The organism is Nocardia sp. NPDC004278 (assembly GCF_053602975.1).
Genome location: NZ_JBSGEQ010000028.1, coordinates 83950 through 105775, shown reverse-complemented (window position 1 = coordinate 105775; position 21826 = coordinate 83950). Strand labels below are relative to the sequence as shown.

Sequence of the window (21826 nt, the reverse complement as noted above, 5' to 3'; positions counted from 1 at the left end):
GATCAGCACGCCGCGACGATCAGCACGCCGCGACGATCAGCACGCCGCGACGATCAGCACGCCGCGACGATCAGCACGCCGCGACGATCAGCACGCCGCGACGATCAGCACGCCGCGACGATCAGCACGCGGCGACGATCAGCACGCGGCGACGATCGCGCCGGCAGCGGTACGCCTGCACCGCGAGGGACGACCTCAGGCAAATGCGCCCGCCCCCCGGCGATCGGCCCGGGGCGGACGCACGGACTCGATCAGCGAATGATCAACTCGCGGCGTCAATCAGCGCGGGCGGCTGAACTACCCGCGCGCCGATATGGAAGTGCACCGCCGCCAGCGGCCTGAGGCGACCCGCAACACCGACCCGTGCGCGCGAATTGCCGCGCAGGGTCGCCGAGGTGCGGCCGTACCGCGATGACGGCCACACGCAAATGCGCCCGCCACAGGGGATCGGTCCACGCCGGGTCCAGAGGCTCGGTCAGCAGTTGATCAACACACGGCGTCGAACATCGCTTGGCGGGTCAACCTGCCACACACACCATCACCGATGTCCACCTGCCCGCCACCAGCAGCCCGAGGCGAGCCCGCGGCGCCGATGAGCACGCGGCGCCGATCACGCAAGCAGCGGCACACCCGCACCGCAATGAGGGCCACACGTAAATGCGCCCGCAGTCAGCCCGCGTCACCGATCAGCGCAAGGCAACGTCCACACCACGGGGGGTAACCACAGACACAAGTCCGCCCGCCCCAGGCGTTCAGCCCGGGGCGGGCGCACGGTCTCGATCAGCGGATCAGTGCGGGGATTCGATGCGGCTGGGCAGCAGACGGGAGAGCACTGCGCCTGCCGCGACGATTGCGGCGCCGACCCATACGGCCGGGATCAGGCCGTCGACGAAGCTCTGTGGGTTGGTGTAGGAGCCATGGGAGGCGAAGACCGATGCCAGTATCGCGACACCCATGGCGACTCCAACCTCGCGGATGGTGCTGTTGGTGCCCGAGGCCATGGCTCGATCCTCCGGACTCGCGCTGGCCATCACGACCGTGGAGCCGGGCGCGAATGTCAGGCCCATGCCGATGCCGCCGAGTAGGAACGGCCCGACGAAAGCGCCGTAGCTCGCATCGACCGAGGTGATGGCCGCCATCCAGCCCAGCGCCACCGCCAGCAGCGCCTGACCGGCCGTCAGCAGCGTCCGTGCGCCGACGCGGTCCACGACCAGACCGGCGAGCGGAGCGACCAGCATCGGCGCCATCGTCCACGGCATGGTGCGGATGCCGGACTGCAGTGGCCCATAGCCCTGGACGACCTGGAAGTACTGCGCCAGCAGGAAGATCGAGCCGAAGACACCGACCGAGAAGGTGAAGCCGGTCGTATTGCTCACCCGGAAGGCGCGGGAGCGGAACAGCCGCAGCGGCAGCATCGGATCGGTCGTACGCAGCTCCCACACGATCAGCAGGCCGAGCAACACCATTCCGCCGATCAGCGTGGACAGCACACCGGTCGAGGTCCAGCCGTCATCGGCACCGTGGATCACGCCCCACACCACCGCCAGCACTCCGCCCGCGGACAACACCAGCCCCAGCGGATCCAGCCGCTTGGCCCGGCCGTGCGATTCGGTGAGCACCCGCGCCGCGAACGGCAGCACCAGCAGGCCGATCGGCACATTGATCCAGAAGATCCACTGCCAGCTCAGCCCCTCGACCACCGCGCCGCCGATCAGCGGGCCGAGCGCGACGCCGAGTCCGGAGATACCGCCCCAGATGCCGATGGCGGCGCTGCGCATCCGCTCGGGCACCGCCGATGACAACAGCGTCAGCGATAGCGGCATCACCGCGGCGGCACCGAATCCCTGCACCGCCCTGGCGGCGATCAGCATCCACGGTTCGGTGGCCACCGCGCAGGCGGCCGAGGCCAGGGTGAACAGCGCGATACCGGACAGGAAGACCCGGCGGCGGCCGAGCCGGTCGCCGATGGAGGTGGCGGTGAGCAGCAGCGATGCGAACGAGAGCGTGTAGGCGTTGACGAACCACTGCAGGTCGGCCAGCGATGCGCCGAGTTCGCTGCGGATCACCGGTAGTGCATTGGTCACCACCAGGTTGTCCAGCGTGACCATGAACATCGGCAGGCCGACGGCGGCGAGTACGGCGGCGAATCGGCGTCCGCCCATGCGCTGTTCGACCAGGACCGGCGGGGCGGAGGTTTCGAGAGACATGTTCCAGCCTTTGTTGTAATCGACTGATAACTAACGAATTCGAAGAGTATGCATCGACTGATAACATGTCAAGGCAAGCGGCCGACCGACGAAGTGGAGCCCGATGGCGAGCGCAGCCCGAACCCGAATGACCGCCACCGAACGCAGCGAGGACGTACTGCGCGCGGCCATCGCTGCCTTTGCCGAATCCGGTTACGCCGCAACCAAAACCGATGAGATCGCGCGGCGCGCTGGCGTCTCGCAGCCGTATGTCATCCGCCTGTTCGGCACCAAACAGCAACTGTTCCTGGCCGCATCGAACCGAGTCTGCGACCACATCGAGGACGTCTTCCGCGCGGCCGCCGCCGAGGGCATCACACCCGACTCGACGGCGGAGGAGAAGATGCGCGCACTGGGCACCGGCTACAAAACGTTCCTCAACGAACGCGAACCACTCCTGGTGCTCCTGCAGTCCTTCGCCGCCTCCTGCGACCCCGCCATCGGCCCCGCCGTCCGCGAGCGCTTCGGCGGCATCTACCGCGTGATCCAAGAGCTCACCGACGCATCAGTCGAAGAGATACGCCACTTCCTCGGCACCGGCATGCTGCTGAGCGTTATGACCGCCATGGGCGTCACCGGCCCCGACTGCGTCCAAGTCCAATGGGCCGAAGACCTCCTCGAAGACCTCCGCGTCAACGGCGACTAACACTGCCGCGCAACCCATTCCGCACTTCGGGACGCTCCGCCGCGAGGACCTCCTGCTGCACCCGCCACGCCCACGGTTCGGTGTCGAGTACCCGCTCATAAGTTGCGCACACGGTCTCGAGCCGTCGCTGCGAGAACCGCATCGCGTTCTCGTTTCCGGTTCCCTTGCCGCAGCGCTTACCAATTGCGCATATTGCCGCAGATCGGCCCGGGCCGATGGGTGAGTCGCCGAGCAGCCTGCTCCCAAGCCCGAGCGGTGGCGAGTGTTGTTGCATTCCAGCGCAATTCACTCCCGACCGCATCGAGACCGTGGCACTTCTCTGCGGAGATCAACGCCGGGCGTTTCGATCAGTCTGCTTATACAGTTGTCCGTGCAGTCATGATCGGGCCAATGGCTCGACTCGTTCGAGAGCCACCGTCGCGTTCTCGGTGAGGCGGGTCTGGCCGAATGCGTTGAGCACCACCCGGAACAGGTCGGCGCGATTGTCCCAGCCGACGGTCTGCGCTCGGTTGACCATCACCTCAGCGTGTCCACAGTCGGCTCGGGCAAGTTGGTTGGTCGGCTCCGTCGAGCAGGTCGAAAGGCGCGACTGCGATTTCGATCTGCACAGCCGGACCGTTACCGGCAAGGAACTCCGCGCCGAGCTGTACAGGCCACCTACGCAAGATCGCATTTCGTCTGTTCGCTACCAAATCGCGGCAGATGATCGCTGTGGGGAACCCGCGGTGGCCGCGAAGGTACCGTTCGCAAGGGCCACGATGCCGGGCACCCGGATGCGCAAATTCGCCGCCGCGCGCTGCGCGCAGGACCGGCTTCAGCAATGGCGGAAAACGTTCACGACTTCAGTCCCCACTGAACCAAAGATACCCATTCCTACGGATAGCGGTTTCGGCGGCATCGCGCAATACGACGAGCATCTCTGCTTCTTTGTCATTGCTCGGCGACAGATTTGCTAATTCGTCCAAGAGGATAGCCAGCTGCGTTGTGTTGAACATTGTGTCCGCGTGCGCGTGAAGACCCCGAAGTATTGAGCCTGCCGGAGCATTCCCGCGATACTTGACAAGCGTATCTTCCGCGTCCCCATATACCAAGCCAATCCGTTCGTGGACTTGATTTTGAATAATTATGTCGATTCCCAATTCAACTCCTAGTATCTACGGGATCGGATACATGGTAATAATTCCGCCGAATCGGTCGGTAATGATCTTGTATCGACTGGTGGCGTGACCACCCAACTGCTCTGACACGCTGCCGATGACTTTACCGGCGTCAACCTCGCGTTCAAAATTGCCGTCGTGGTTCGGTCCCCGTGCCGGTGAGTTTTCGGCTGCCTCGGCCAGCTCGTCGAGCGCCTCGCCGGTAATCGTGTCAGGCCAGGTGCCCTTTGTAGGATTATAGTTGGGCGCGCCTTTGACATGTTTCCCAAGGATGTACTTTTCAACTTCATCAGTCATACCCGGAGCCGGGTTGCCCGGAGCCGGCGGCAAGTTCTCGAATTTGTCTTCATCATCGATATAAACCTTCATGGCGATGATGGCGCCGAGTTTGATGGCGATATCGGTGAGGCTGGGGACCTTGTCGAACGCGGTGACCGTGAACGCCGCGGTTCCGGCGACTGCCGCCGCAGTGCCGATTATTTTGATGAGTTTGCTGGTGTCGTAGGTGCTTTTGAGCACTCTGGCGGTGTTGCCGGCGATCGCTACGACGCCGACGCCGGCGGCGACGTCGCTGAGGGCGGCGGTGATCCAGGAGGCGGCGACGCCGATGAAGACGGTGGTTCCGGCTGCTATCAGGGCGTTGGTGACCGCGTCCCGGAATTTGTCGCGGGTTTCGGAGGTGGCGGTGCTGTATTCCGCGACGGGTGTGGCGAGGTTGAGGGAGGCGGCGGCGAGTTGGGTGGCGCCGCTATTGAGGGTGGTGAGGTGGCCGAGGAGGGGTTCGAGGCCCTTCTTGTCCTGGATGTCGCTGAATAGGTTGGTGATCTCGGTGATCCTGGACGCGGCATCGGTGATGGTTTTGTGTTCGGCGAACGTTTTCCATGTCGATGCGGCCTTGGCGAGCTTGTCTTTGTTGCCGTTGGGCAGCTTGCTTCCGAATTCGTCCTGGATCTTTCCGACCAGGGCGTCGTAGAAGCCGGGGATGCTGCCCTTTCCCTCGGTGACACCGTCGCCGTTGTCGCCGGCCGAAGTCGGGATGGTCACCTTGTACTCCGACATCGCCGTCACGGTGGGCCGGTCGGGCATCGGGTTGGAGTTATTGGACAGTGCCCAGTTGTGCCCGGCGGCGTAGAGCATGTTGCCGAAGTTGGTGAGGGCGTCGGCCAGGTTCGTGCAGGTCTGCATCGTTTCCTGGGCGACGCGGTCGTAGGTCTTGCCCCATTGTTCGCAGCCCGCGGTGTTACCGGCCATGCCCGCGCATTCACCTTTGACCGCATCGTGGACCGGCTTGTCGGCGGCACGCAGGTCGGTGGCCAGGGCGTGGCATTTCTTGCCGGCGTCGTAGTAGGTCTGCCAGTCGATAACCAGTACACCCATGCGTCGTTATCCCTGGGAGAACATTGTGTAATTCGTGTCGTGGGCGGTGCTGTAGCGCGCGTGGGCCGCCTTGGCCGCGTCGCTGACATCCTTCACACCCTCGACGAATTCCCTTGCCCCAGTAACCCATTGAGCGTGGGCATCGGCATACGCCTGGGCGGCAACGCCTTCCCACCCACTGCCGGTCAAGGCGGCGACCCGGTCGTCGATCCCATCGAGATGCTCTCCGATGAACCCGGCGAGTCCTGACAGACGGACCACGATCTCATCGAGATGGTCCAGATCGACCGAAAACCGAGAGCTCACGGCAGATCCAAACTCGAAGTGTTCAATACCGAGGCGTTGCTTCCATCTTGGGCCTGGTATGTGTCGGCGGTGACACCCAGCTTCTCCGCCATGCCGGTCAGAGCGGTCATGATCGTGGCGCCGCCATCGCGGACCTCGGTCCAACCCTCGGAGAATTCGTTGGCCGCGTCGCCGGTCCAGCTGCCATCGGTCAGCGAAGCGACGTCCTTGGCCGCAGAGTCCAGTGCCGATCGCAGTGCCTCGGCCACCTCGTAGACGTACTTGCCCACCTCGCGCACCTTCTCGGGCACCACCGCGAGGTTCTGGCCAGAGGCTGGTGTCCCCCCATCACTCATGACGCGAATCCTATCCGATACGCCTTGGGCGCAGCGCATAGAGCGAGGTAGGAGAGCGAGGTAGGAGAGCTTGGGGCGCAGAGTGCGACGCCGAGGTTGTTGCGAATGGCGCCAGCGGCAGCCGAACCGATGCACGTCCACCTACCGTCGTCGACGTGCGGGCGTGGAGCTCTGGGAACGGGAGAACCCCAGCACACCTGGGGTTCCTATGATTTCACATGCACGCCACTCAGGACAGCTCGAGCCTCCTGCTCTGCAAACCCGCCGTGAATACATCCCACTCAGCGGGACTGAATACAAGAGCTGGGCCCGTGGGGTTCTTCGAGTCCCGCACCCCGACCATGCCACCGTTGAGGTGTGCGATTTCCACGCATGTGTCCTGGCTGGCTGACCTGCTGCTCTTGAACCATGCTGCGCCGGACAGGTCGATGCTCACGCTTGGTTCTCCCTTGCAACTTTCAGTAGCAGTTCCCTGCTCATGTCTTCATCCAACGCTACCTGCCGGATCTGCGCGACTGCAGTTCGGTACTGCGCGATTTCCGCTTCTTGGTCCAAGTAAAGAGCCCCTGTGTAGCCCTGCACATACACCACGGGAGGCTCGGTCAGCCGAGATGTGGGATGCACGGGAAATTCCATGAACACAAATGATCCCGTGATCAGCCCCCGGTGGCTTCCGACCTGCTGAGGGAGCACTCGGATCGACACGTTCGGCCGCCGGCCGGCGTCGGCAAGATGCCGGAGTTGTTCCGCCATCACGGCTGGACCGCCCACCTGATGGTGTAGCACCGATTCACTGAGGAGCACCCGGAACTCGAAGTCTCGCGCACTGTTCCGCAACCTCGACTGCCGTCGACTGTGCACTTCGATTAGTGTCTCCAGGGCCGCCGCAGCCTGGCCAGGGAACTCGATCCAGGCGAGCGCCCGCCGATAGTCCGGTGTCTGCAGCAGACCGGGGACAAGGGTCAGTTGGAACGTCGTCAACCGCTTCGCAGCCTCCTCCAACCCGATGAACAGGTCGAAGTGAGCCGGAACCGCATCGCCGTAGCTGTGCCACCAGCCCGGCTTCTTCGTCTCCGCGACGAGACCGGCCAGCGCCGTACTCTCTTCTTCAGTGGCGCCGTACATCTTGCACAAGACACCGATGTACAGCTCCTTTAGTTTCGGCCCGCGCTGGCCCGACTCCATCCGCCACAGCGTCTGGGGCGACACCTCGATGGCCCTGGCCGCTGCTGTAGGCGAGACACCAGACTCCTCTCGGAGCCTCTTCAACTGACGGCCCAACATTCGACGCGGTACAGCCGAACCGGTCATTACGTAGCCTCACTAGTCGTTGGCGTGCATTTTGGAATGGTCATGAAAGGCATTCTGGAAGTGCGGGAATAAGTTCCGTGAATCGCAGATAGACATCCCATCGAGCACCGGTATCCGAGTCAGGCGATGACACCGGCGCAGATACATCGGGAGATCTCCCGCGAGCTACACGCCGACTGCACGGTAGCGACGTGTGAGATGTTGCGCGGCTGTTGGACACGCCTGATCGAGACGGGACATCCGCACCCCACCGATTCGCCCGCCGACTGCCCGACCTGCACCAGACCCTCTGCCTGACAACAGATCTTCGAAACCGGACAACCAAAGCCAAACCGCCCTGTCGGTGGCGACAGCTCCTCGGCGGCGGGTGCTTACCAATACGCGATCAGGAGGAACAACACGGAATGAGCCCGGACATGGACATCTGCCAGCAGCACACGCCGTGGCGACCCACATCCGCCGATGCTGACGAGAGAAGGCCGAAAGCCGTCCGCCTCGAACGGACCAATGTGCCGGAGCACGTGTCCGAGACTCGTTGTCACGCCGAGCGACTGGGCTGTCGCTATTTCGTTGATCCCAACCCACCGGCAGCGCCCGGCCCCGACATGCAAACCTTGCTGGATGTCCTGGATGGACTGACCGACCCCGGTGCGGATGCCGCGGCACTCGCCGCGCGGCTCACATCGACAGCCGCATTCCGCGATGCAAGGCAGCGATGAGGCCGCGTCCGACCGCGCTGGGTTGGATAGACCTGGTGGTCACCGGAAATCCGGAATGGGATGCGGCGCAGGTGCGGCGGCTGGCGCACCGGCTCGGCTACGCGCTCGTATGGCCGCCGGACATCACACTGGTGCCGCTGGTCGACCAGGTTCGGGGTGCGGATGTGGATGCGGTGATCATGCCGTCGCCGCTGCATTTGGATGTGCTGATGTTGCATGCGGTGACGTGTGTCGCGGACGTCGAAACTGTTTCTCCGCGAATGTCTTTCGCTCGGTGGACCGCGTTCCCGTGTGGGAGGCAGGGTGGAGCACGGCCGGGCTGGTGCTGGCGGCTGGTGTGCCGTTGGCGGTGTTGGTGTGGGCGGCGTGCTGGCCGGTGCGGGAGCCGCGGCGTAAGCCCAAGCGCAAGCGGCATGCAATTGAATAGCAAAGGCGAGGTCTGGGAACAGTCGACCTGTGGCCACGCCTACACGACGACACCGACCAGCCAGGCCATGCTCGACGTCCCCCGATCGGCACTCACCCGATGAAACCCACCGCCATCGGATACCTCCGCTCCGACATCTCCGGCACCGCACAGAACTTGCCAGATTATCGATCCAACACTGCGATTATTCTCTCGAGATCGCGTACCGAACGCTAGCAGAATTCTCGATCCGTCCTCACTAAGTGCTGTGAACAAACTGATCGTTAGTGGCTCCGGTGGGCGGAGCTACGAAAAGGCTTGGGCCCTATTGTGGTGGGCTCCAGTGGGGGGGTTCAGCGATTCCCCGCCCGATCGTGCTCGACCGCGGCCACGAAATCCGGGTGCGCGGAAACGATCAGCTGGTCGGCTGTTTCGTTCATCCAAACATCGGCGAAATAGCGGGAACGACTCCAGGACAGCATCGCCACCAGCAACGCGATCGGCATGCATCCGGGCACGCTCACGAAAGCCAACGGCAAATAGAGCGGTTCGAGTTCGAGCGCCCGTGCGATGAGGACAGCCGCGATTGTCAGCGGTATCGCCAGCAGTGCCACCAGCGCGATTCGACGAAAGCGCCGGACCTCGAGGAGACAGAACTCGCAGGCCGGGCAGTCGAAGCGGACGCGCGCTAGGACGGGGTCCCGCCGCCCGGGTTTCATGGAGCGCAACATGGCTCGCAGTGTCGGCAACTCCGATAGTGGGCCACTGGAATTGACTGCGAAGGAACGGATCTCACTGGCGGTGCAACCGTGCTCGCTGCACAACCCCGGCATCGGCTCGGTGAGAACGAGTTCCGTCGGTGCCGTCGCGAGAGTCGGCGTCCACTCCGGGTTGATCTCAGTGTCGAAGACCACCCGCGCCCTGGTCACTGCAGCCATCCGCGCTGCTGGCGGTCCCGGAAGTATTCGTCGTCCTCGTCGTCGTCATCAGTCGGGGTTACGATGCGATCGCGGTTGGGCTTGCGGGTGCCCGGGATGACGGCGTTCCCGGCGGGCGCCGGCCGATCCGCGGGAGGGGGCATCGGCCGGTCCGGCGGCCGCTGGTCCTCCGATGGTTCAGACCGGAGTCGCACCAACTCGGCTTCGCCCTGGGCGGCCAGCCGCTGCCGTTCCTCCTCCGGCATGTCCGCGAACTGCTGCATGGCGGCGGGCAACGTGCGATCGAGCACCCGATTGAATGCCTCGCTGTGCATCAATTCGCGTGCGCTGCCCTTGCCTTCGAGGACACCGCGCAGCTGCTCCTTCAATTGCGGATCGGTGGCGGTATCCATCAGCACCCGAATCGCCCGGGACAGTTGGCGCGATGCCCCGAGATCGCCGTGGGCCAGATCATGAATCGGCTCGGGCGCGTTCATTCAGGCTCCAGGGTGGTCGTAGGTGGCTGTGGGCAGGCTCGGCATATCGGCGGACTCGACCACCGCGACCACGCCGAAACCGACCCCGGCGATAGCCTCGAGTGCGACATACGCGGCGTTGAACTTCTCGACCAGCAGGCCCCATTCCGCAATCACTTTCGCCGTGGTCGCAGTGGCGGCGGCGACCAGGGCCGCCGTTGCGAAAATTCCGACGCCGGTAAGCGCGGAGGCCTCGGCCGCGGCCCACTCGATCACCGCCATGGCGCCCCAGTCCAGCAAGGTCTGCAAGGCATTACTCATGGCGGTGGAGAGGTGGTACGCCGTCGACGCGAAGCGGTTGATCTCGGTCGCCATCTCCTTCAATGGCTCGACCTGAGCGGAAATGGCTGTCGAGAGCTCCGTGAAATACGCTTGGGCGCTGGTCGCAGCGTTACCGTCCCACGTCGCGTCGACAGTCGTCGCGGCGGACTTGACCGATTCGGAGAAGCTCGCGCTGTAGGAAGCCAGGTTTTCCACCGCCTTGCCCGCCCTCTGCAGGGCCTCCCAATCACCGGAGATCTTGGTGGTGAGCCACTTCAGCGGGTCTGTCCCGAGGACGTTTTCGCACCACTTACAAGCCCAGTACGTTGGCGAAATGGCGTTCGAGGTGATGAGGAACTCGAAACTGTCGTTGAGCGGGTCCTCGAGCGAAGGTTCCGCCAAGTGCTCTGACGGCGTCTTGGTCATCAATTGCTGCCTGTGGGGTACGTGCGGTCCAACTCGTCGGCGCGCGCGTGGTCGGTGGTCCGGTAAACCTGTGCGACTTTGGTCAATTCGGTCGCCGCAGCCTCGGAGAGGGTGCCGAGGGTGGCGTAATTGGGCTTCAGCTTGTTGTGCGCCTCGGCAACGGCGCTCAGCCCGATCCGGATGAGCCCGCCGTCGCCCCACACGGTGTCGTCCAAGACGAGCCACTTGTCCAGATAGGTCGCGACATTCGCATTGGCCTCGGCCAGCGTCTTCAAAGCCGCGGCGAACGCGTCCACTGCGGCTGGGTCGACTTTGAAAGTCTCCGACATCGGACCTCCCCTCTCGGCCGTGCGCCGGCCGCTCTACACCGAAGCACCTTCACACAAAATGCCTGCTCAGCGCAACTTCGCCGATATCTCGTGCGACAGCGCGTGGCAACCGTCCCGACTGCGAACGATCTGCGGCACCCCCTGTGCGTGTCTTGGTGCCTGTGAGCCAAACTGATCGTTTAGCGACCTAGGTCGGCTGACCTGCGAAAACGCTTGGGCCACTGTTGTGGTGGTTGCCAAGAGTTTATCGTCAATGCGAGGTGGGCGATGATGTCGTGGCGTGAGGAGCTGGACCGGCGTGAGGCGGCCGCTGCTGAACAGGTCGAGCAGCTGCGTCGCCAGATCGCGGAGCTGACCGAACAGCTGAATAGCACCGCTTGTCGCGACTGGCGATCACGCAGGAAACGATGAGCGCGATCCGCGCCGGAACCGCCGAACCGACACCGCCTGCGGTGGGCGAAGTTTCGGCCGGTAGAATGGGAATGATTGCGTCGCAGCCGATTCCGGATGGATCGCCGATCGGATTGGTGCTGGTGCCGCAGTAGGCAGCGGGGATGAAAGCGTCGACGCTGCATGAGGATTACGCCGAGATCCTGGCGGTGCTCGCCGAGTCCGGTGGCGGGTTGCGGGCAGGTCGCCGCCGAGCCGGGTATCGATCGGTCGAAGGTCGAGTCGTTGCAGGGAAGGTGAAACGCCTGGTGGCGCGTGGCCGGCTGGAACAGGAGCCTTCTGGGGTGTTCACGATCGTCGAATAATGCTGGTGTGGTGGGTGATTCATTGTGTCGCGGAACTCACGAGGGTACGGCTTGGGCACAGCGACAGCCTCCAGCTCACCCGAAGGGCAAGCCAACTCGGTTGTCACCTATCCGCGCAGCAGTCCCGCCCCGTGCGACATCGAGGACCAGACCAACATCCTCGGCCGCCGTACAACCGCCGAGGACGGGTTCGAGGCCCTTCTTGTCGCATGGCTGGTGCACCGCTGTAGACGGTCTTTCGGTTTGGGGATCTGTTGTCAGACTGAGGGTCTGATACAGGTGGCCGAACGGTTCGCGGACACGGTCCGCGAATGGGCAAATCAGCCCGCGCCTACTCCTGGCGGGATGCAGTGGGGCATCGACTGCTCCCGCCTTAATGGTTCATGACCGCGCTCGCCGTACGCCCGAGGTGAACGCGCCGTACGTCCAACCGACCCGCTCCGCCCGGGGGCGCCGACCGACCCGGTGGGTCGGACTCGGACGGTTCGACAATGCAAGCGCAGGCTAGGTAGCATTCGTCGGCATGAGCGATGGGGGGACGCCAACCGCAAACCAGAGCCTGTCGGTCGTACCTGAGAAGGTTCGCGAGGTCGGCAAGTACGTCTACGAGCTGGCTGAGACTCTGCGCACCGCATTGGATTCCGCAGCCAAGGACGTCGATGCTGTTGCCAACGGCTCCTGGACGGGCAACCTGGCGTCGAAATTCGCCGAGGGCTGGACCGAGGTCCACGACGGCGGCGGTCAGATAATCTCCGCGTTGTCGGAGTTGGCGGAGAAACTTGGCGTCACCGCCGAGACATATGAAGCCCAAGACGCGAGCAACGCATCCGCTTTGACCAACACCTCCAGCTTGGATCTACCATGAGCACAGAATTCACGGTCGATCTCGACCACCTCGACGAAATCGTGGCCCGACTGTCTGGGTTGGCCGGATTCATCTCCGACAATCTCGACGAGATCGATGAAAAGGTCGCCGGTCTCGCCGGAACTGGCTGGGAAAGCGTGGCCGCAGCGGCCTACAACGATGCCCACCGTGAATGGGTCACCGGCGCACGTGAATTCGCCGAAGGTGTTCGTGACATGAGCGACGCGGCGCGCAAGGCGCACACGGGCTACACCACCGCGGTCCAAGACAACCTGAAGATGCTCCGAGGGGCATGAGCAGTGCACATCAATTGGCAGACCTACTACGACGCCGCCAAGCAGTGCCACGACCTCGCCTCCGAGCTACGCCGAGCGGACAAGCCGGTACACGACGCAGTCAAAGGTGAATGCGCTGGCATGGCCGGCGACGCCCCGGGCTGCAAACAATGGGGTGAAGCGTACGACCGCTACGCACGTGACACGATGCAGACGTGTACGCACGTGGCCGACGCACTCACCAACTTCGGCAACGTGCTCTACGCCAATGGATACAAATATGGGAAGGCTGACAACGCCAGCCCTCAGCGCCCGACCATCCAACAGGTCTCCGAATACAAAGTCACCATTCCGACTTCCGTCCACGACAATGGTGACGGGGTAAAGCACAACGGTGGCGTCGAGGAGTTCTTCAACGAGCTCACCTCGAAGATTGTGGGCACCTTCGAAAAACTTCCCAACGGTGACGTAGACAAGCTCTCCAAAGCAGCCGACACCTGGAAAACCTTCGCCAACCACGCCACTATTACCGGTGCACCGGCCAAGATCACCGCGATCTCAGCCTTGTTCGAGAACATGGACGCCGCCGAGAACCGCGCGATGATCCAGGAACACTTCGGCACACTCAAGTCCAGCGCCGATCTGCTTGCCTCTGCGTCACTCAACGTCGCCACCCCTGTCGCGGACTACCACAGCTCGACGGTCGAGGTAGGCGAAGGCATCAAGTCGGCGATGAGCACCTTCGCATGGGCTGTTGGGCTGCTGGTCACCGGTGCGATTGTGGGGGCCATATTCAGCTTCGGCGGCAGTCTCGTTGTCGCTGGCGGCGGCGTCGGTGTTGCGGTCAGTGACACCATCGCCACTATCCGCGGCCTCTATACAAGCAAACGGCTGTTCCAGATCCTTAAGGTCACCCTGGCCGTCAGTGTCACCGTCGGCGTCATCGATGCCTTCGGCAAAGTCCCCGACCTCACTTCCACCATCACCAAGCTTGCCGCCATCATCGCCATGAAGGCCCTTATCGACGATGATGTGCCGGATGCCCCAGGGAATGATGGTGGCGCAACCAGTGCGGCTGGGCCGAAAAGCGCCTCCGACGTCGAGTCCCTCGTCAACTCGCGTACACAACCCGGGAAAACTGAGCCACATCGGCAAATGGCAACAGACGACGAAATCCGTCAGCTCTACAATGACCTGACGAAAAATGGGGAGTCAATGGATGTCGGTACGTACCCGGGTAAAGGCAGTCGACTCCCCGACGGGACCGAGATCAGGATGAGGGATGGTAGCAAGTCAGGTGGAGTTACGCTCGACATCAAGTATCCTGGGAACCCCACGCCAGTAAAGGTGCACCTTCCGAAATGACGAACGAGAAACTCGAACATTTCCTCCTTTATGAGCTGACCGACGATTGGGCACCAATCGGCACCTTCGACGGAATGGTGGCGGCCATAACCCCCGAAAACTATTCGCGGGAAACGGTCTTGGAGACGATTCGGGAACTTGCATCCAAGGGGTACATACGATTCGGAGCCTTCCCGGGCGGGGGCCGGTCGTGGGAGCCATGGGATGCCTCTATCAACGAGTCGATTGGGCGAATTGCTCACGGCTACAATGGCGTCCGCGGATATTTGGACATCTCTGATGACGAAATCGGCTCCAATGAGGTGTTCCGAGCCGATCTCATTGAACAGGGCGAACGAAGGGCCTCCGAACTCGGGAACCCTTACGAGAGGTATGGCGATCCCTGGACAGGTAAGCCTCGCCAGGTCCGCGACTGACCCTTTTGCCTCAATCCCACGTAGCGTATTCATGCCGCGCTGTCGGGTATGAGTAGGCAGTAGTGGTTGGTGGGTAGTCCGTTGTGGTGGGTCCTGACGGGTTCGTCGGGTATCTTGGTGTGGACCGCTAGTCGAACCGGCGAGAATCAGGGGAGTTCGCGCCCCGCCTATTTCGTATGCTGAACCCGCGCACTCGCGTACAGGCAGATAGCGGCTGCGGCGGCGAGGTTGAGACTCTCGGCGCGGCCGTGGATCGGGATACGTACCCGATGGTCGGCCCGGGTGGCGACCGACGGATCCAAGCCGTGCGCCTCATTGCCGAACAGCCAGGCCACCGGACCGGCCAGCAATTCATCGGCCTCGTCCAGACCGACCTCACCATTGGCGGCCGTGGCGAGCACCGTAATGCCCACTGCCGCAACGGCATCGAGCACTTCGCCGATATCGCGGTGCCGCGCGATCGGTACATGGAACAGGCTGCCCGCACTGGCACGCACGCATTTGCCATTGTGCGGATCGACCGTATCTCCCGCCAGCACAACGCCATTCGCGCCCACCGCGTCGGCGACTCGAATAAGGGTGCCCGCATTGCCGGGTTCGGCGATCTCCACCGGGATGGCGAGTAGCGTCGGCCGCTCGGCCAGTACGTCCGTCAGCGGAACGTCGACCTGGTCGCACACCGCGACAAGCCCCGGCGCAGTGACGGTTTCACCGAGATGCTGCGCCGCCCGGTCGCTCACCAGTGTGGTCCGCACCCCCATACCGACGGCCGAGGCAACCAGTTCGTGCTCGCGCACCGCGGCACCGGCCGAATAGAACAGCTCCCGCACCCGCCCCGTATCCAACGCCGCCGCAACCGAATTCGCGCCCTCGGCGAGGAACAGCCCGGTCTTGCGGCGGGCAACGGAACGATGGAGCTTGACAGCGGAAACGACCCGCGGATTGCGCTCCGAGAGCGCGTCCACGGGTCGTTCCGAATGCTGTGTCGTCACGCAGCGGCGAATCAGGCAGCCGGGGCGTTGACGTCCTGCGGGAGCGCGGCCTTGGCGACGGCGACCAGACCGGCGAACGCCTCGGCGTCGGAAACGGCAAGCTCGGCGAGGATCTTGCGGTCCACCTCGACACCGGCGGCCTTCAGGCCCTGGATGAAGCGGTTGTAGGTGATGTCGTTGATGCGCGCCGCAGCGTTGATACGGGCAATCCACAGCTTGCGGAAGTCACCCTTGCGCGCCCGGCGGTCCCGGTAGGCGTAGGTGAGCGAGTGCAGCTGCTGTTCCTTGGCCTTGCGGTACAGCCGCGAGCGCTGGCCACGGTAGCCCTTGGAGGCCTCGAGAACGGAACGACGCTTCTTCTGAGCGTTGACGGCCCTTTTGACGCGTGCCATGGGTCAGTCCTTTTTAGATCTAGGGGGCGCGTGCGTAGCGCCCCGAAAATTGGTCGGTGGTCGGCGTCCGGAGTCCCGGTCGCGCGGGTGCTTGCCTTCGAGCGACCTATCGACGGTCGCTTGCGATCTCAGAGACCGAGCAGGCGCTTGACGCGAGGGACGTCAACAGACGCGACGGACTCCGTGCCGTCCAGACGACGAGTCCGGCGGGTGGACTTGTGCTCGAGCAGGTGGCGACGGTTCGCCTGCTGACGCAGCAGCTTGCCACGGCCCGAAACCTTGAATCGCTTCGAGGCGCCGCTGTGGCTCTTCATCTTCGGCATGGATTCCTCTATCTGTCTCGTACCGGTGGTCCTCGCGGACCACCGGTTTCTGATCGGTATTACTGCGGGTCGGCCGAGGCGGCCTGCTCGGCTGCCGGCGCGTCCGCAGCCGGTGCGGGAGCGGCCGGAGCCTCGGTGGCGGCAGGACGCGGTGCCCGCGAATCCTCCTGCGCCTTCACCCGCGTCTTCGCACCCTTGTGGGGCGCGAGGACCATGGTCATATTGCGACCGTCCTGCTTGGCGGAGGTCTCGACGAAACCCAACTCGGCGACGTCGGAGGCCAGACGCTGCAGCAGCCGGAAGCCCAGCTCGGGGCGCGACTGCTCACGACCGCGGAACATGATCGTCACCTTGACCTTGGAACCCGCCTCGAGGAAGCGAACAACGTTGCGCTTCTTGGTCTCGTAGTCGTGGTCGTCGATCTTGGGACGGAGCTTCTGCTCCTTGATCACGGTCTGCACCTGGTTCTTGCGAGACTCGCGCGCCTTCTGCGCCGTCTCGTACTTGAACTTGCCGTAGTCCATGATCTTGCAGACCGGTGGACGGGCATCCGGCGCAACCTCGACCAGGTCGAGGTCCGCCTCGAGGGCGACGCGTAGTGCATCTTCAACACGCACGATCCCAACCTGTTCACCACCCGGTCCGATGAGTCGGACCTCGGGAACGCGGATGCGATCGTTGATGCGGGTCTCAGTGCTGATGGGGCCTCCTAGGTCAAGCGGTGTCGTCCGACGACCGCACGCAATAACTGCAACCCCTTTTCAACACAAAAGCCCCGGTGCGGTATTCCGCCTCGGGGCCCGAGTCGACCGGCCTTCGACCACGAGCATGCTCGCGTCAACCTTGTCCGTGACGATCCCAACGAGGATCCTCCGCACAAGAAAACCGCCCCCGGAAGGGCGGAGACCGGACCGTTTAACCAGTACGATTGCTCGTCGGCAACGGTGGGAGTCGGGCTCCACTTATCAGCCCCGAGCAAGCCCGGGGCGGTCGTCAGCGGAAAGTCTAACATTCCCGCTCGCTATCGCCGAATCGCCCCGCCCCGCCGAGCGCGCCCGCTCACCACGATGCCATCCTCGTGCACATGAGTGACGAGGCAGTATCCGACGCGACCGAGGTCCGCGAGCTGGCCGATATCCCGGCGGTCGAGATCATCAGCCGCGCCGCGATGATGTTGATGAGCGCGGCAGCGGAGAAGCTCGGACTCGCCGACGAGGATCCGGACAACAGCCCGCGCCGCGATCTGGACGAGGCGCGTCGCCTGATCACCGCACTCGCCGGACTGATCACCTCGTCGATCGAATACTTCGGGCCGCACGCCGGTCCATACCGTGACGGTCTGAAGTCGCTGCAACTCGCCTTCCGCGAGGCCTCGGCGCATCCCGACGAGCCCGGCAAGGGGCCGGGCGAGAAGTACACCGGTCCGGTCTACTGATCCCGAAAAAATTGCCCGCCGGGAAATCTTGCCCGGCGGGCAAGATTCTGGCTAAGCTTGTGTCATGTCGGACGAACAGCTCGGTCTTCGTGAACGCAAGAAACGCGATACGCGCCTGGCGCTGAGCGATGCCGCGCTGGAGCTGGCGTTCGCCCGCGGCCTCGGGAATATCACCAGGGACGACATCGCCGCCCGCGCGGGCGTATCCGTGCGGACCTTCAACAACTACTTCACCGGCAAGCATGAGGCGCTGGTCTACCGGCAGGTCGAGCGGGTCAGGCGCAGCCTCGCCATACTCCGCGGGCGGCCGGCCGATGAACCGCTGTGGATCTCGATCCGCACGGCCATCGTCGAACCGCTGGAGGCCGATGGCGCCGAACTCGCACCGCCGCGGCCGGAACAACTCGCGGTGATCCGCGAACTGCTGGACGCTCCGGAGACGCGAGTCGCGTTGTCCAAGGGCGTATTCGACGACTGGGTCGAGGCGATCGCCGAACGCACCGGCACCGATCCGGTGCGCGACCTGTACCCACGCCTGGTCGCCGGGGCGCTCGGCGCCGTCCATCAGGCCGCGACCGAAACCTATGTCCACGCGGATCCGCCGGTGCTGATCACCGCACTCCTGCGGCAGGCCATCGATGATGTGGCCGCCGGACTTCCGGCGCCCACGACCGACTGAATCTCCACAAATCACACAATGAAATAAAGGGGTCGATTCGCCATGCCCGAAAACTCTGTCAACGTCATCATTTCCGGCGCCGGACCGAACGGTCTCATGCTCGCATGCGAACTCGCACTTGCCGGAGTTCATCCGATCGTACTGGAAAAACTCGACGAACCGAGCGCCGAGCCGAAAGCGAACGGCCTTGTCGGCCAGGTGATTCGGCTGCTCGATATGCGCGGTCTCTATCACGAATTCGGCGGCGCGCCCGGCATGCCTCGTGCGCTGCCGGGCTATGGGTTCAGCGGCATTCCGATGTCGTTCGCGCAACTGCGCGAAAATCCGATGTATATGCTGATGCTCCCGCAGCCGAAGTTGGTGCGCCTGTTGGAAAAACGGGCACTGGAACTGGGCGTGGAGATCCGGTGGGGGCATGAGCTGACCGAGCTGGTACGGCACGATGATCGCGTGACGGTGTCGGTGACCGGTCCCGACGGCGACTACGAGATCGACACCACCTTCTTGATCGGGGCGGACGGCGGCAAGAGCGTGGTCCGCAAGCGCGCTGGAATCGATTTTCCCGGAAGCACATTCGAGGGCTCGACCACTCGGATGGCGCATGTCAGCCTGCCCGAAGAGCTGCGCACCGCCGACCGCGGCGTCGAGATTCCCGGCTTCGGGCGGCTTCCGTTCGGACACAATCGCTTCGAGCACGGCGGCTTCGTCTTCGCCGAGCTCGAACCCGGCCGACCGATCGTGGCCACCATCGAATTCGATACCGAACCCGTACCGGAGGAGGTGCCGATGACGGTGGCTGAGCTGCGCGAGAGCGTGCGGCGGGTACTCGGTGTCGACGTGCCGATCCGACCGCCGCACGGTCCGGGCCCGCATGCGCTGCGCCGGATCACCGGCCAGAACACCCGCCAGGCCGAACGCTATCGCGACGGCTCCGTTTTCCTCGTCGGCGATGCCGCGCATGTGCACTCCGCCATGGGCGGCCCCGGCCTCAATCTGGGATTGCAGGACGCGGCCAATCTCGGCTGGAAGCTTGCCGCACACGTGAACGGCTGGGCGCCAACGGGATTGCTCGATACCTACCAGTCCGAGCGCTATCCGGTCGGCGAGCGCGTCATGATGCACTCGCTGTCACAACTCGCCCTGATGGCCCCCGGCCCGCAGGTCACCGCCATGCGCAAACTCTTCACCGAACTACTCGAAATCCCGGCCACCACCGCCCATATCGCAAACCTGCTCGCCGGATCCGATGTCCACTACGACATCGGCGACCCGCATCCGCTGGCCGGATATCTGGTCCCCGAACTGTCCATCGAAATCGAAGGCCGAGCGGCGCGCGTCGCCGACCTCCTGCACGGCGCACGACCGGCGCTGCTCGTCCTCGCGGACGACACCGGCTTCGCCGAACTCGCCGAGCCCTGGCGCGATCGCGTCGATACGGTAGTCGCGACCAGCCCCGACGCCCCCGCCGACGCGCTGCTCATTCGACCGGACGGGTACATCGCGTGGGCTGCCAGCACGGCCGGACAACCCGATGCCGATCGGCTCGTGAGTGCACTGACGCGCTGGTTCGGCGCGCCCATGCCCTCTTGATACCGGACTGATTCCGCAGCGCCGCAGACTGGACGCAGCGATGTCCGCATCGTCCCTGGGTGGGCTGCGACCGAAGCGGGGTTGCGGCGCGGGGCAAGCCCCGAGGTTCACGGTCGCACTTATCACGGAACGATCTCGCCCGGCCGATTCGGTTCACCTCATGAACAATGAAAGGCGTTGTACGCGTGGACATCTCGACAACCAGCCGAATTGCTGGGGAATTGTGTTTTCGGAGGTTCGGCATGCGATGCTCACGCGATGGCACGGATACTTCTGATTCCCGGATTCTGGCTCGGCGCGTGGGCATGGGACGACGTCGCGGATGATCTGCGCGGCCGGGGTGACGATGTGCTGGCGCTGACCCTGCCCGGACTCGATCCGGACGATCACGACCGGCTCGACGCCACCCTGGAAATACAGGCGCAGGCCATTCTCGACGCCATTGCCCCAGATGAAGCAGTGGTGGTCGTCGCGCACTCCGGCGGCGCGGCGGCCGCCTATCTCGCGACCGATATCGCCCCGGAACGCTTCAGCCGCGGCATCTATGTCGACGCCGCTCCGCTCCCCAATGGTTTCATTCTCAATTCGGCCCTGGACGAATCGATTCGCGAACTCGCACTGCCGGATTGGGGCCGGTTGGAGGCCGAGGGCAATAGCCTCACCGGACTGGACGAGGCGTCCCTGACCCGCTTCCGCGAGCGCGCCGTCTCCGAACCCACCGGGGTCGCCGCCGCTCCCCTGCGGCTCAGCGATTCACCTGCGCGCCTTGTCATCCCGACCACGGTGATCTGCAACAGCATCACCGCCGATCTGGTCAAAAAGCTCCGCGACGCGGGCCAGGAACCGATGTTCGCCGAGTTGGCCAAGATGGATGCCGAATACCTCGATCTACCCACCGGACATTGGCCGATGTGGTCCAAATACAAGGAGCTCGCCGAGCTGATCCATACGGTCGCGAACCGCTGAGGCATCAGGTTGTGCTCGGTCGGTATCGGACGTTGACGACCGAGACAGGATCGCCCGCACCGACTTGACGGAGGCGGATCGGCGCACCGACCGGGTTGTCGTACAGCCGGATGCCCTCGCCGAGCAGGATCGGTGCAATGTGGAGGTCGATCTCGTCGATCAGTCCCAGTTCGAGGAGCTGACGGCCAATGGTTGGCGAGAACACTTCGAGGTTCTTGCCGCCCGCCGCCGCCAGCCCGATCCGCACCGCCTCGGCGGGGTCACAGGTCAGGAAGGTGACTCCGTCGGCGGGTGTCGCGTCCTCGGGGTGATGGGTCAGCACGAAGACCGGTCCGTGCCAGGCGCCGCCATACGGGCGGCTTTCGCCCCCGGCGTCCCAACCGTCCCGACCCGCGAGCACGGCACCAGTGGTATCGACGTACTCCCCGATCAGCCCTGGACGGATCGAGAATCCGGTCATCCAATCCATCGAATGGTTCGGCCCCGCCACGAAACCGTCCAGCGACATCGTGAAGTGCCACAACACTTTTCCATCTGCTACCTGCGGCTCAGTGTCGACCATGCGTAGCCCCTCGCAATCTGCTTGCATTTTGCAATCGGTAGAACCGACGGTAGGTCACCCGATGGCAGATTGCAACCAGATCAAGGATCAGGTGATTGCGCGGCGAGCGGCCTGCTTGTGGCGCACGTCATGAATCTGAGTTGTCACAAGGATCGCGGCACCGGCGTATCGACACACCCCTTGCCGCACCGTCACACCCCGTAGAGCGTGTAGGCGCGACAAGGGGCGCGCGGCCCGAG

At 64.0% G+C, this 21826-nt stretch carries 28 protein-coding genes; 12 read left to right on the top strand and 16 right to left on the bottom strand.

Features of this window, described 5'->3' with window-relative positions; genetic code table 11:
• Positions 1-788 precede the first annotated feature (788 nt).
• Positions 789-2207 carry an MFS transporter gene (locus ACWEO2_RS33115; protein WP_452408928.1) on the bottom strand — a complete coding sequence of 473 codons (1419 nt, stop codon included), beginning with the start codon at positions 2205-2207 and terminating at the stop codon, positions 789-791.
• 103 nt (positions 2208-2310) lie between these two features.
• Between ACWEO2_RS33115 and ACWEO2_RS33110 the strand changes: the two genes are divergently transcribed.
• Positions 2311-2892, top strand: a complete 582-nt coding sequence (locus tag ACWEO2_RS33110) for a TetR/AcrR family transcriptional regulator (protein WP_452408927.1) — start codon at positions 2311-2313, stop codon at positions 2890-2892.
• Positions 2893-3268: 376 nt separating this feature from the next.
• Here ACWEO2_RS33110 and ACWEO2_RS33105 read toward each other — a convergent pair whose 3' ends face one another.
• The gene (locus ACWEO2_RS33105; RefSeq protein WP_452408926.1) at positions 3269-3409 is read right to left on the bottom strand and encodes a hypothetical protein; all 141 of its coding nucleotides are present in this window, start codon (positions 3407-3409) and stop codon (positions 3269-3271) included.
• A gap of 37 nt (positions 3410-3446) precedes the next feature.
• Between ACWEO2_RS33105 and ACWEO2_RS33100 the strand changes: the two genes are divergently transcribed.
• Positions 3447-3848: a hypothetical protein gene (locus ACWEO2_RS33100; RefSeq protein WP_452408925.1), complete on the top strand. Its 402-nt coding sequence runs from the start codon at positions 3447-3449 to the stop codon at positions 3846-3848.
• Between the two features lie 198 nt (positions 3849-4046).
• Here the strand turns inward: ACWEO2_RS33100 and ACWEO2_RS33095 are convergent, their stop codons facing one another.
• The 5 genes from ACWEO2_RS33095 to ACWEO2_RS33075 form a co-directional block, all read right to left on the bottom strand.
• The gene (locus ACWEO2_RS33095) at positions 4047-5426 is read right to left on the bottom strand and encodes a hypothetical protein (RefSeq protein ID WP_452408924.1); all 1380 of its coding nucleotides are present in this window, start codon (positions 5424-5426) and stop codon (positions 4047-4049) included.
• A 6-nt stretch (positions 5427-5432) separates the two neighbouring features.
• Complete coding sequence (locus tag ACWEO2_RS33090; RefSeq protein ID WP_452408923.1) at positions 5433-5732, bottom strand: WXG100 family type VII secretion target; 300 nt, start codon at positions 5730-5732, stop codon at positions 5433-5435.
• On the bottom strand, positions 5729-6067 hold the full coding sequence (locus ACWEO2_RS33085; RefSeq protein WP_452408922.1) for a WXG100 family type VII secretion target: 339 nt from the start codon (positions 6065-6067) through the stop codon (positions 5729-5731). The genes ACWEO2_RS33090 and ACWEO2_RS33085 overlap by 4 nt, the downstream gene beginning before the upstream one ends.
• Positions 6068-6296: 229 nt before the next feature.
• On the bottom strand, positions 6297-6503 hold the full coding sequence (locus ACWEO2_RS33080; RefSeq protein WP_452408921.1) for a DUF397 domain-containing protein: 207 nt from the start codon (positions 6501-6503) through the stop codon (positions 6297-6299).
• Positions 6500-7351, bottom strand: a complete 852-nt coding sequence (locus tag ACWEO2_RS33075; protein WP_452408944.1) for a helix-turn-helix domain-containing protein — start codon at positions 7349-7351, stop codon at positions 6500-6502. The genes ACWEO2_RS33080 and ACWEO2_RS33075 overlap by 4 nt, the downstream gene beginning before the upstream one ends.
• A 742-nt stretch (positions 7352-8093) precedes the next feature.
• On the opposite strand from ACWEO2_RS33075, the gene ACWEO2_RS33070 reads away from it, so the two are divergent.
• A complete protein-coding gene (locus tag ACWEO2_RS33070; RefSeq protein ID WP_452408920.1) occupies positions 8094-8627 on the top strand; it encodes a hypothetical protein in 534 nt (177 codons plus the stop codon).
• 229 nt (positions 8628-8856) lie between these two features.
• Here the strand turns inward: ACWEO2_RS33070 and ACWEO2_RS33065 are convergent, their stop codons facing one another.
• From ACWEO2_RS33065 to ACWEO2_RS33050, 4 genes are read right to left on the bottom strand one after another with little or no spacing between them, the layout of a single operon-like run.
• Positions 8857-9441 (bottom strand): hypothetical protein, encoded by a 585-nt coding sequence (locus tag ACWEO2_RS33065; RefSeq protein ID WP_452408919.1) that lies wholly within the window; start codon positions 9439-9441, stop codon positions 8857-8859.
• A complete protein-coding gene (locus ACWEO2_RS33060; protein ID WP_452408918.1) occupies positions 9429-9917 on the bottom strand; it encodes a hypothetical protein in 489 nt (162 codons plus the stop codon). Before ACWEO2_RS33060 ends, ACWEO2_RS33065 begins: the two co-directional genes overlap by 13 nt.
• Entirely contained in the window at positions 9918-10643 is a 726-nt protein-coding gene (locus ACWEO2_RS33055) for a WXG100 family type VII secretion target (RefSeq protein WP_452408917.1), read from the bottom strand.
• The gene (locus tag ACWEO2_RS33050) at positions 10643-10972 is read right to left on the bottom strand and encodes a type VII secretion target (RefSeq protein WP_452408916.1); all 330 of its coding nucleotides are present in this window, start codon (positions 10970-10972) and stop codon (positions 10643-10645) included. Before ACWEO2_RS33050 ends, ACWEO2_RS33055 begins: the two co-directional genes overlap by 1 nt.
• 554 nt (positions 10973-11526) lie before the next feature.
• On the opposite strand from ACWEO2_RS33050, the gene ACWEO2_RS33045 reads away from it, so the two are divergent.
• The 5 genes from ACWEO2_RS33045 to ACWEO2_RS33025 all read left to right on the top strand — a co-directional run bounded on the left by ACWEO2_RS33045 (position 11527) and on the right by ACWEO2_RS33025 (position 14648).
• Positions 11527-11727 carry a hypothetical protein gene (locus tag ACWEO2_RS33045; protein WP_452408915.1) on the top strand — a complete coding sequence of 67 codons (201 nt, stop codon included), beginning with the start codon at positions 11527-11529 and terminating at the stop codon, positions 11725-11727.
• 523 nt (positions 11728-12250) lie between these two features.
• Complete coding sequence (locus tag ACWEO2_RS33040) at positions 12251-12592, top strand: ESX-1 secretion-associated protein (RefSeq protein WP_452408914.1); 342 nt, start codon at positions 12251-12253, stop codon at positions 12590-12592.
• Positions 12589-12888 (top strand): WXG100 family type VII secretion target, encoded by a 300-nt coding sequence (locus ACWEO2_RS33035; RefSeq protein WP_452408913.1) that lies wholly within the window; start codon positions 12589-12591, stop codon positions 12886-12888. The genes ACWEO2_RS33040 and ACWEO2_RS33035 overlap by 4 nt, the downstream gene beginning before the upstream one ends.
• 3 nt (positions 12889-12891) lie before the next feature.
• Positions 12892-14232, top strand: coding sequence for a hypothetical protein (locus tag ACWEO2_RS33030; protein WP_452408912.1), 1341 nt, complete (start codon positions 12892-12894; stop codon positions 14230-14232).
• A complete protein-coding gene (locus tag ACWEO2_RS33025; RefSeq protein WP_452408911.1) occupies positions 14229-14648 on the top strand; it encodes a hypothetical protein in 420 nt (139 codons plus the stop codon). Before ACWEO2_RS33030 ends, ACWEO2_RS33025 begins: the two co-directional genes overlap by 4 nt.
• A 167-nt stretch (positions 14649-14815) precedes the next feature.
• Here the strand turns inward: ACWEO2_RS33025 and ACWEO2_RS33020 are convergent, their stop codons facing one another.
• From ACWEO2_RS33020 to infC, 4 genes are all read right to left on the bottom strand, one after another.
• A complete protein-coding gene (locus tag ACWEO2_RS33020) occupies positions 14816-15613 on the bottom strand; it encodes a TrmH family RNA methyltransferase (RefSeq protein WP_452408910.1) in 798 nt (265 codons plus the stop codon).
• Between the two features lie 38 nt (positions 15614-15651).
• Positions 15652-16032, bottom strand: a complete 381-nt coding sequence (rplT, locus tag ACWEO2_RS33015) for a 50S ribosomal protein L20 (protein ID WP_354960377.1) — start codon at positions 16030-16032, stop codon at positions 15652-15654.
• Positions 16033-16160: 128 nt separating this feature from the next.
• A complete protein-coding gene (gene rpmI / locus ACWEO2_RS33010) occupies positions 16161-16355 on the bottom strand; it encodes a 50S ribosomal protein L35 (RefSeq protein WP_328411703.1) in 195 nt (64 codons plus the stop codon).
• Between the two features lie 59 nt (positions 16356-16414).
• Positions 16415-17101, bottom strand: coding sequence for a translation initiation factor IF-3 (gene infC, locus ACWEO2_RS33005; RefSeq protein WP_354960394.1), 687 nt, complete (start codon positions 17099-17101; stop codon positions 16415-16417).
• A gap of 338 nt (positions 17102-17439) precedes the next feature.
• Here infC and ACWEO2_RS33000 point away from each other — a divergent pair, with 338 nt between their 5' ends.
• The 4 genes from ACWEO2_RS33000 to ACWEO2_RS32985 all read left to right on the top strand — a co-directional run bounded on the left by ACWEO2_RS33000 (position 17440) and on the right by ACWEO2_RS32985 (position 21025).
• Entirely contained in the window at positions 17440-17790 is a 351-nt protein-coding gene (locus tag ACWEO2_RS33000) for a DUF1844 domain-containing protein (RefSeq protein ID WP_355188037.1), read from the top strand.
• 64 nt (positions 17791-17854) lie between these two features.
• A complete protein-coding gene (locus ACWEO2_RS32995; RefSeq protein WP_354960379.1) occupies positions 17855-18469 on the top strand; it encodes a TetR/AcrR family transcriptional regulator in 615 nt (204 codons plus the stop codon).
• A 42-nt stretch (positions 18470-18511) separates the two neighbouring features.
• Complete coding sequence (locus ACWEO2_RS32990; RefSeq protein WP_452408909.1) at positions 18512-20059, top strand: FAD-dependent monooxygenase; 1548 nt, start codon at positions 18512-18514, stop codon at positions 20057-20059.
• A 258-nt stretch (positions 20060-20317) separates the two neighbouring features.
• Positions 20318-21025, top strand: a complete 708-nt coding sequence (locus tag ACWEO2_RS32985) for an alpha/beta fold hydrolase (protein ID WP_452408908.1) — start codon at positions 20318-20320, stop codon at positions 21023-21025.
• Positions 21026-21029: 4 nt separating this feature from the next.
• Here ACWEO2_RS32985 and ACWEO2_RS32980 read toward each other — a convergent pair whose 3' ends face one another.
• On the bottom strand, positions 21030-21587 hold the full coding sequence (locus ACWEO2_RS32980) for a dihydrofolate reductase family protein (protein WP_452408907.1): 558 nt from the start codon (positions 21585-21587) through the stop codon (positions 21030-21032).
• Positions 21588-21826: the final 239 nt, after the last annotated feature.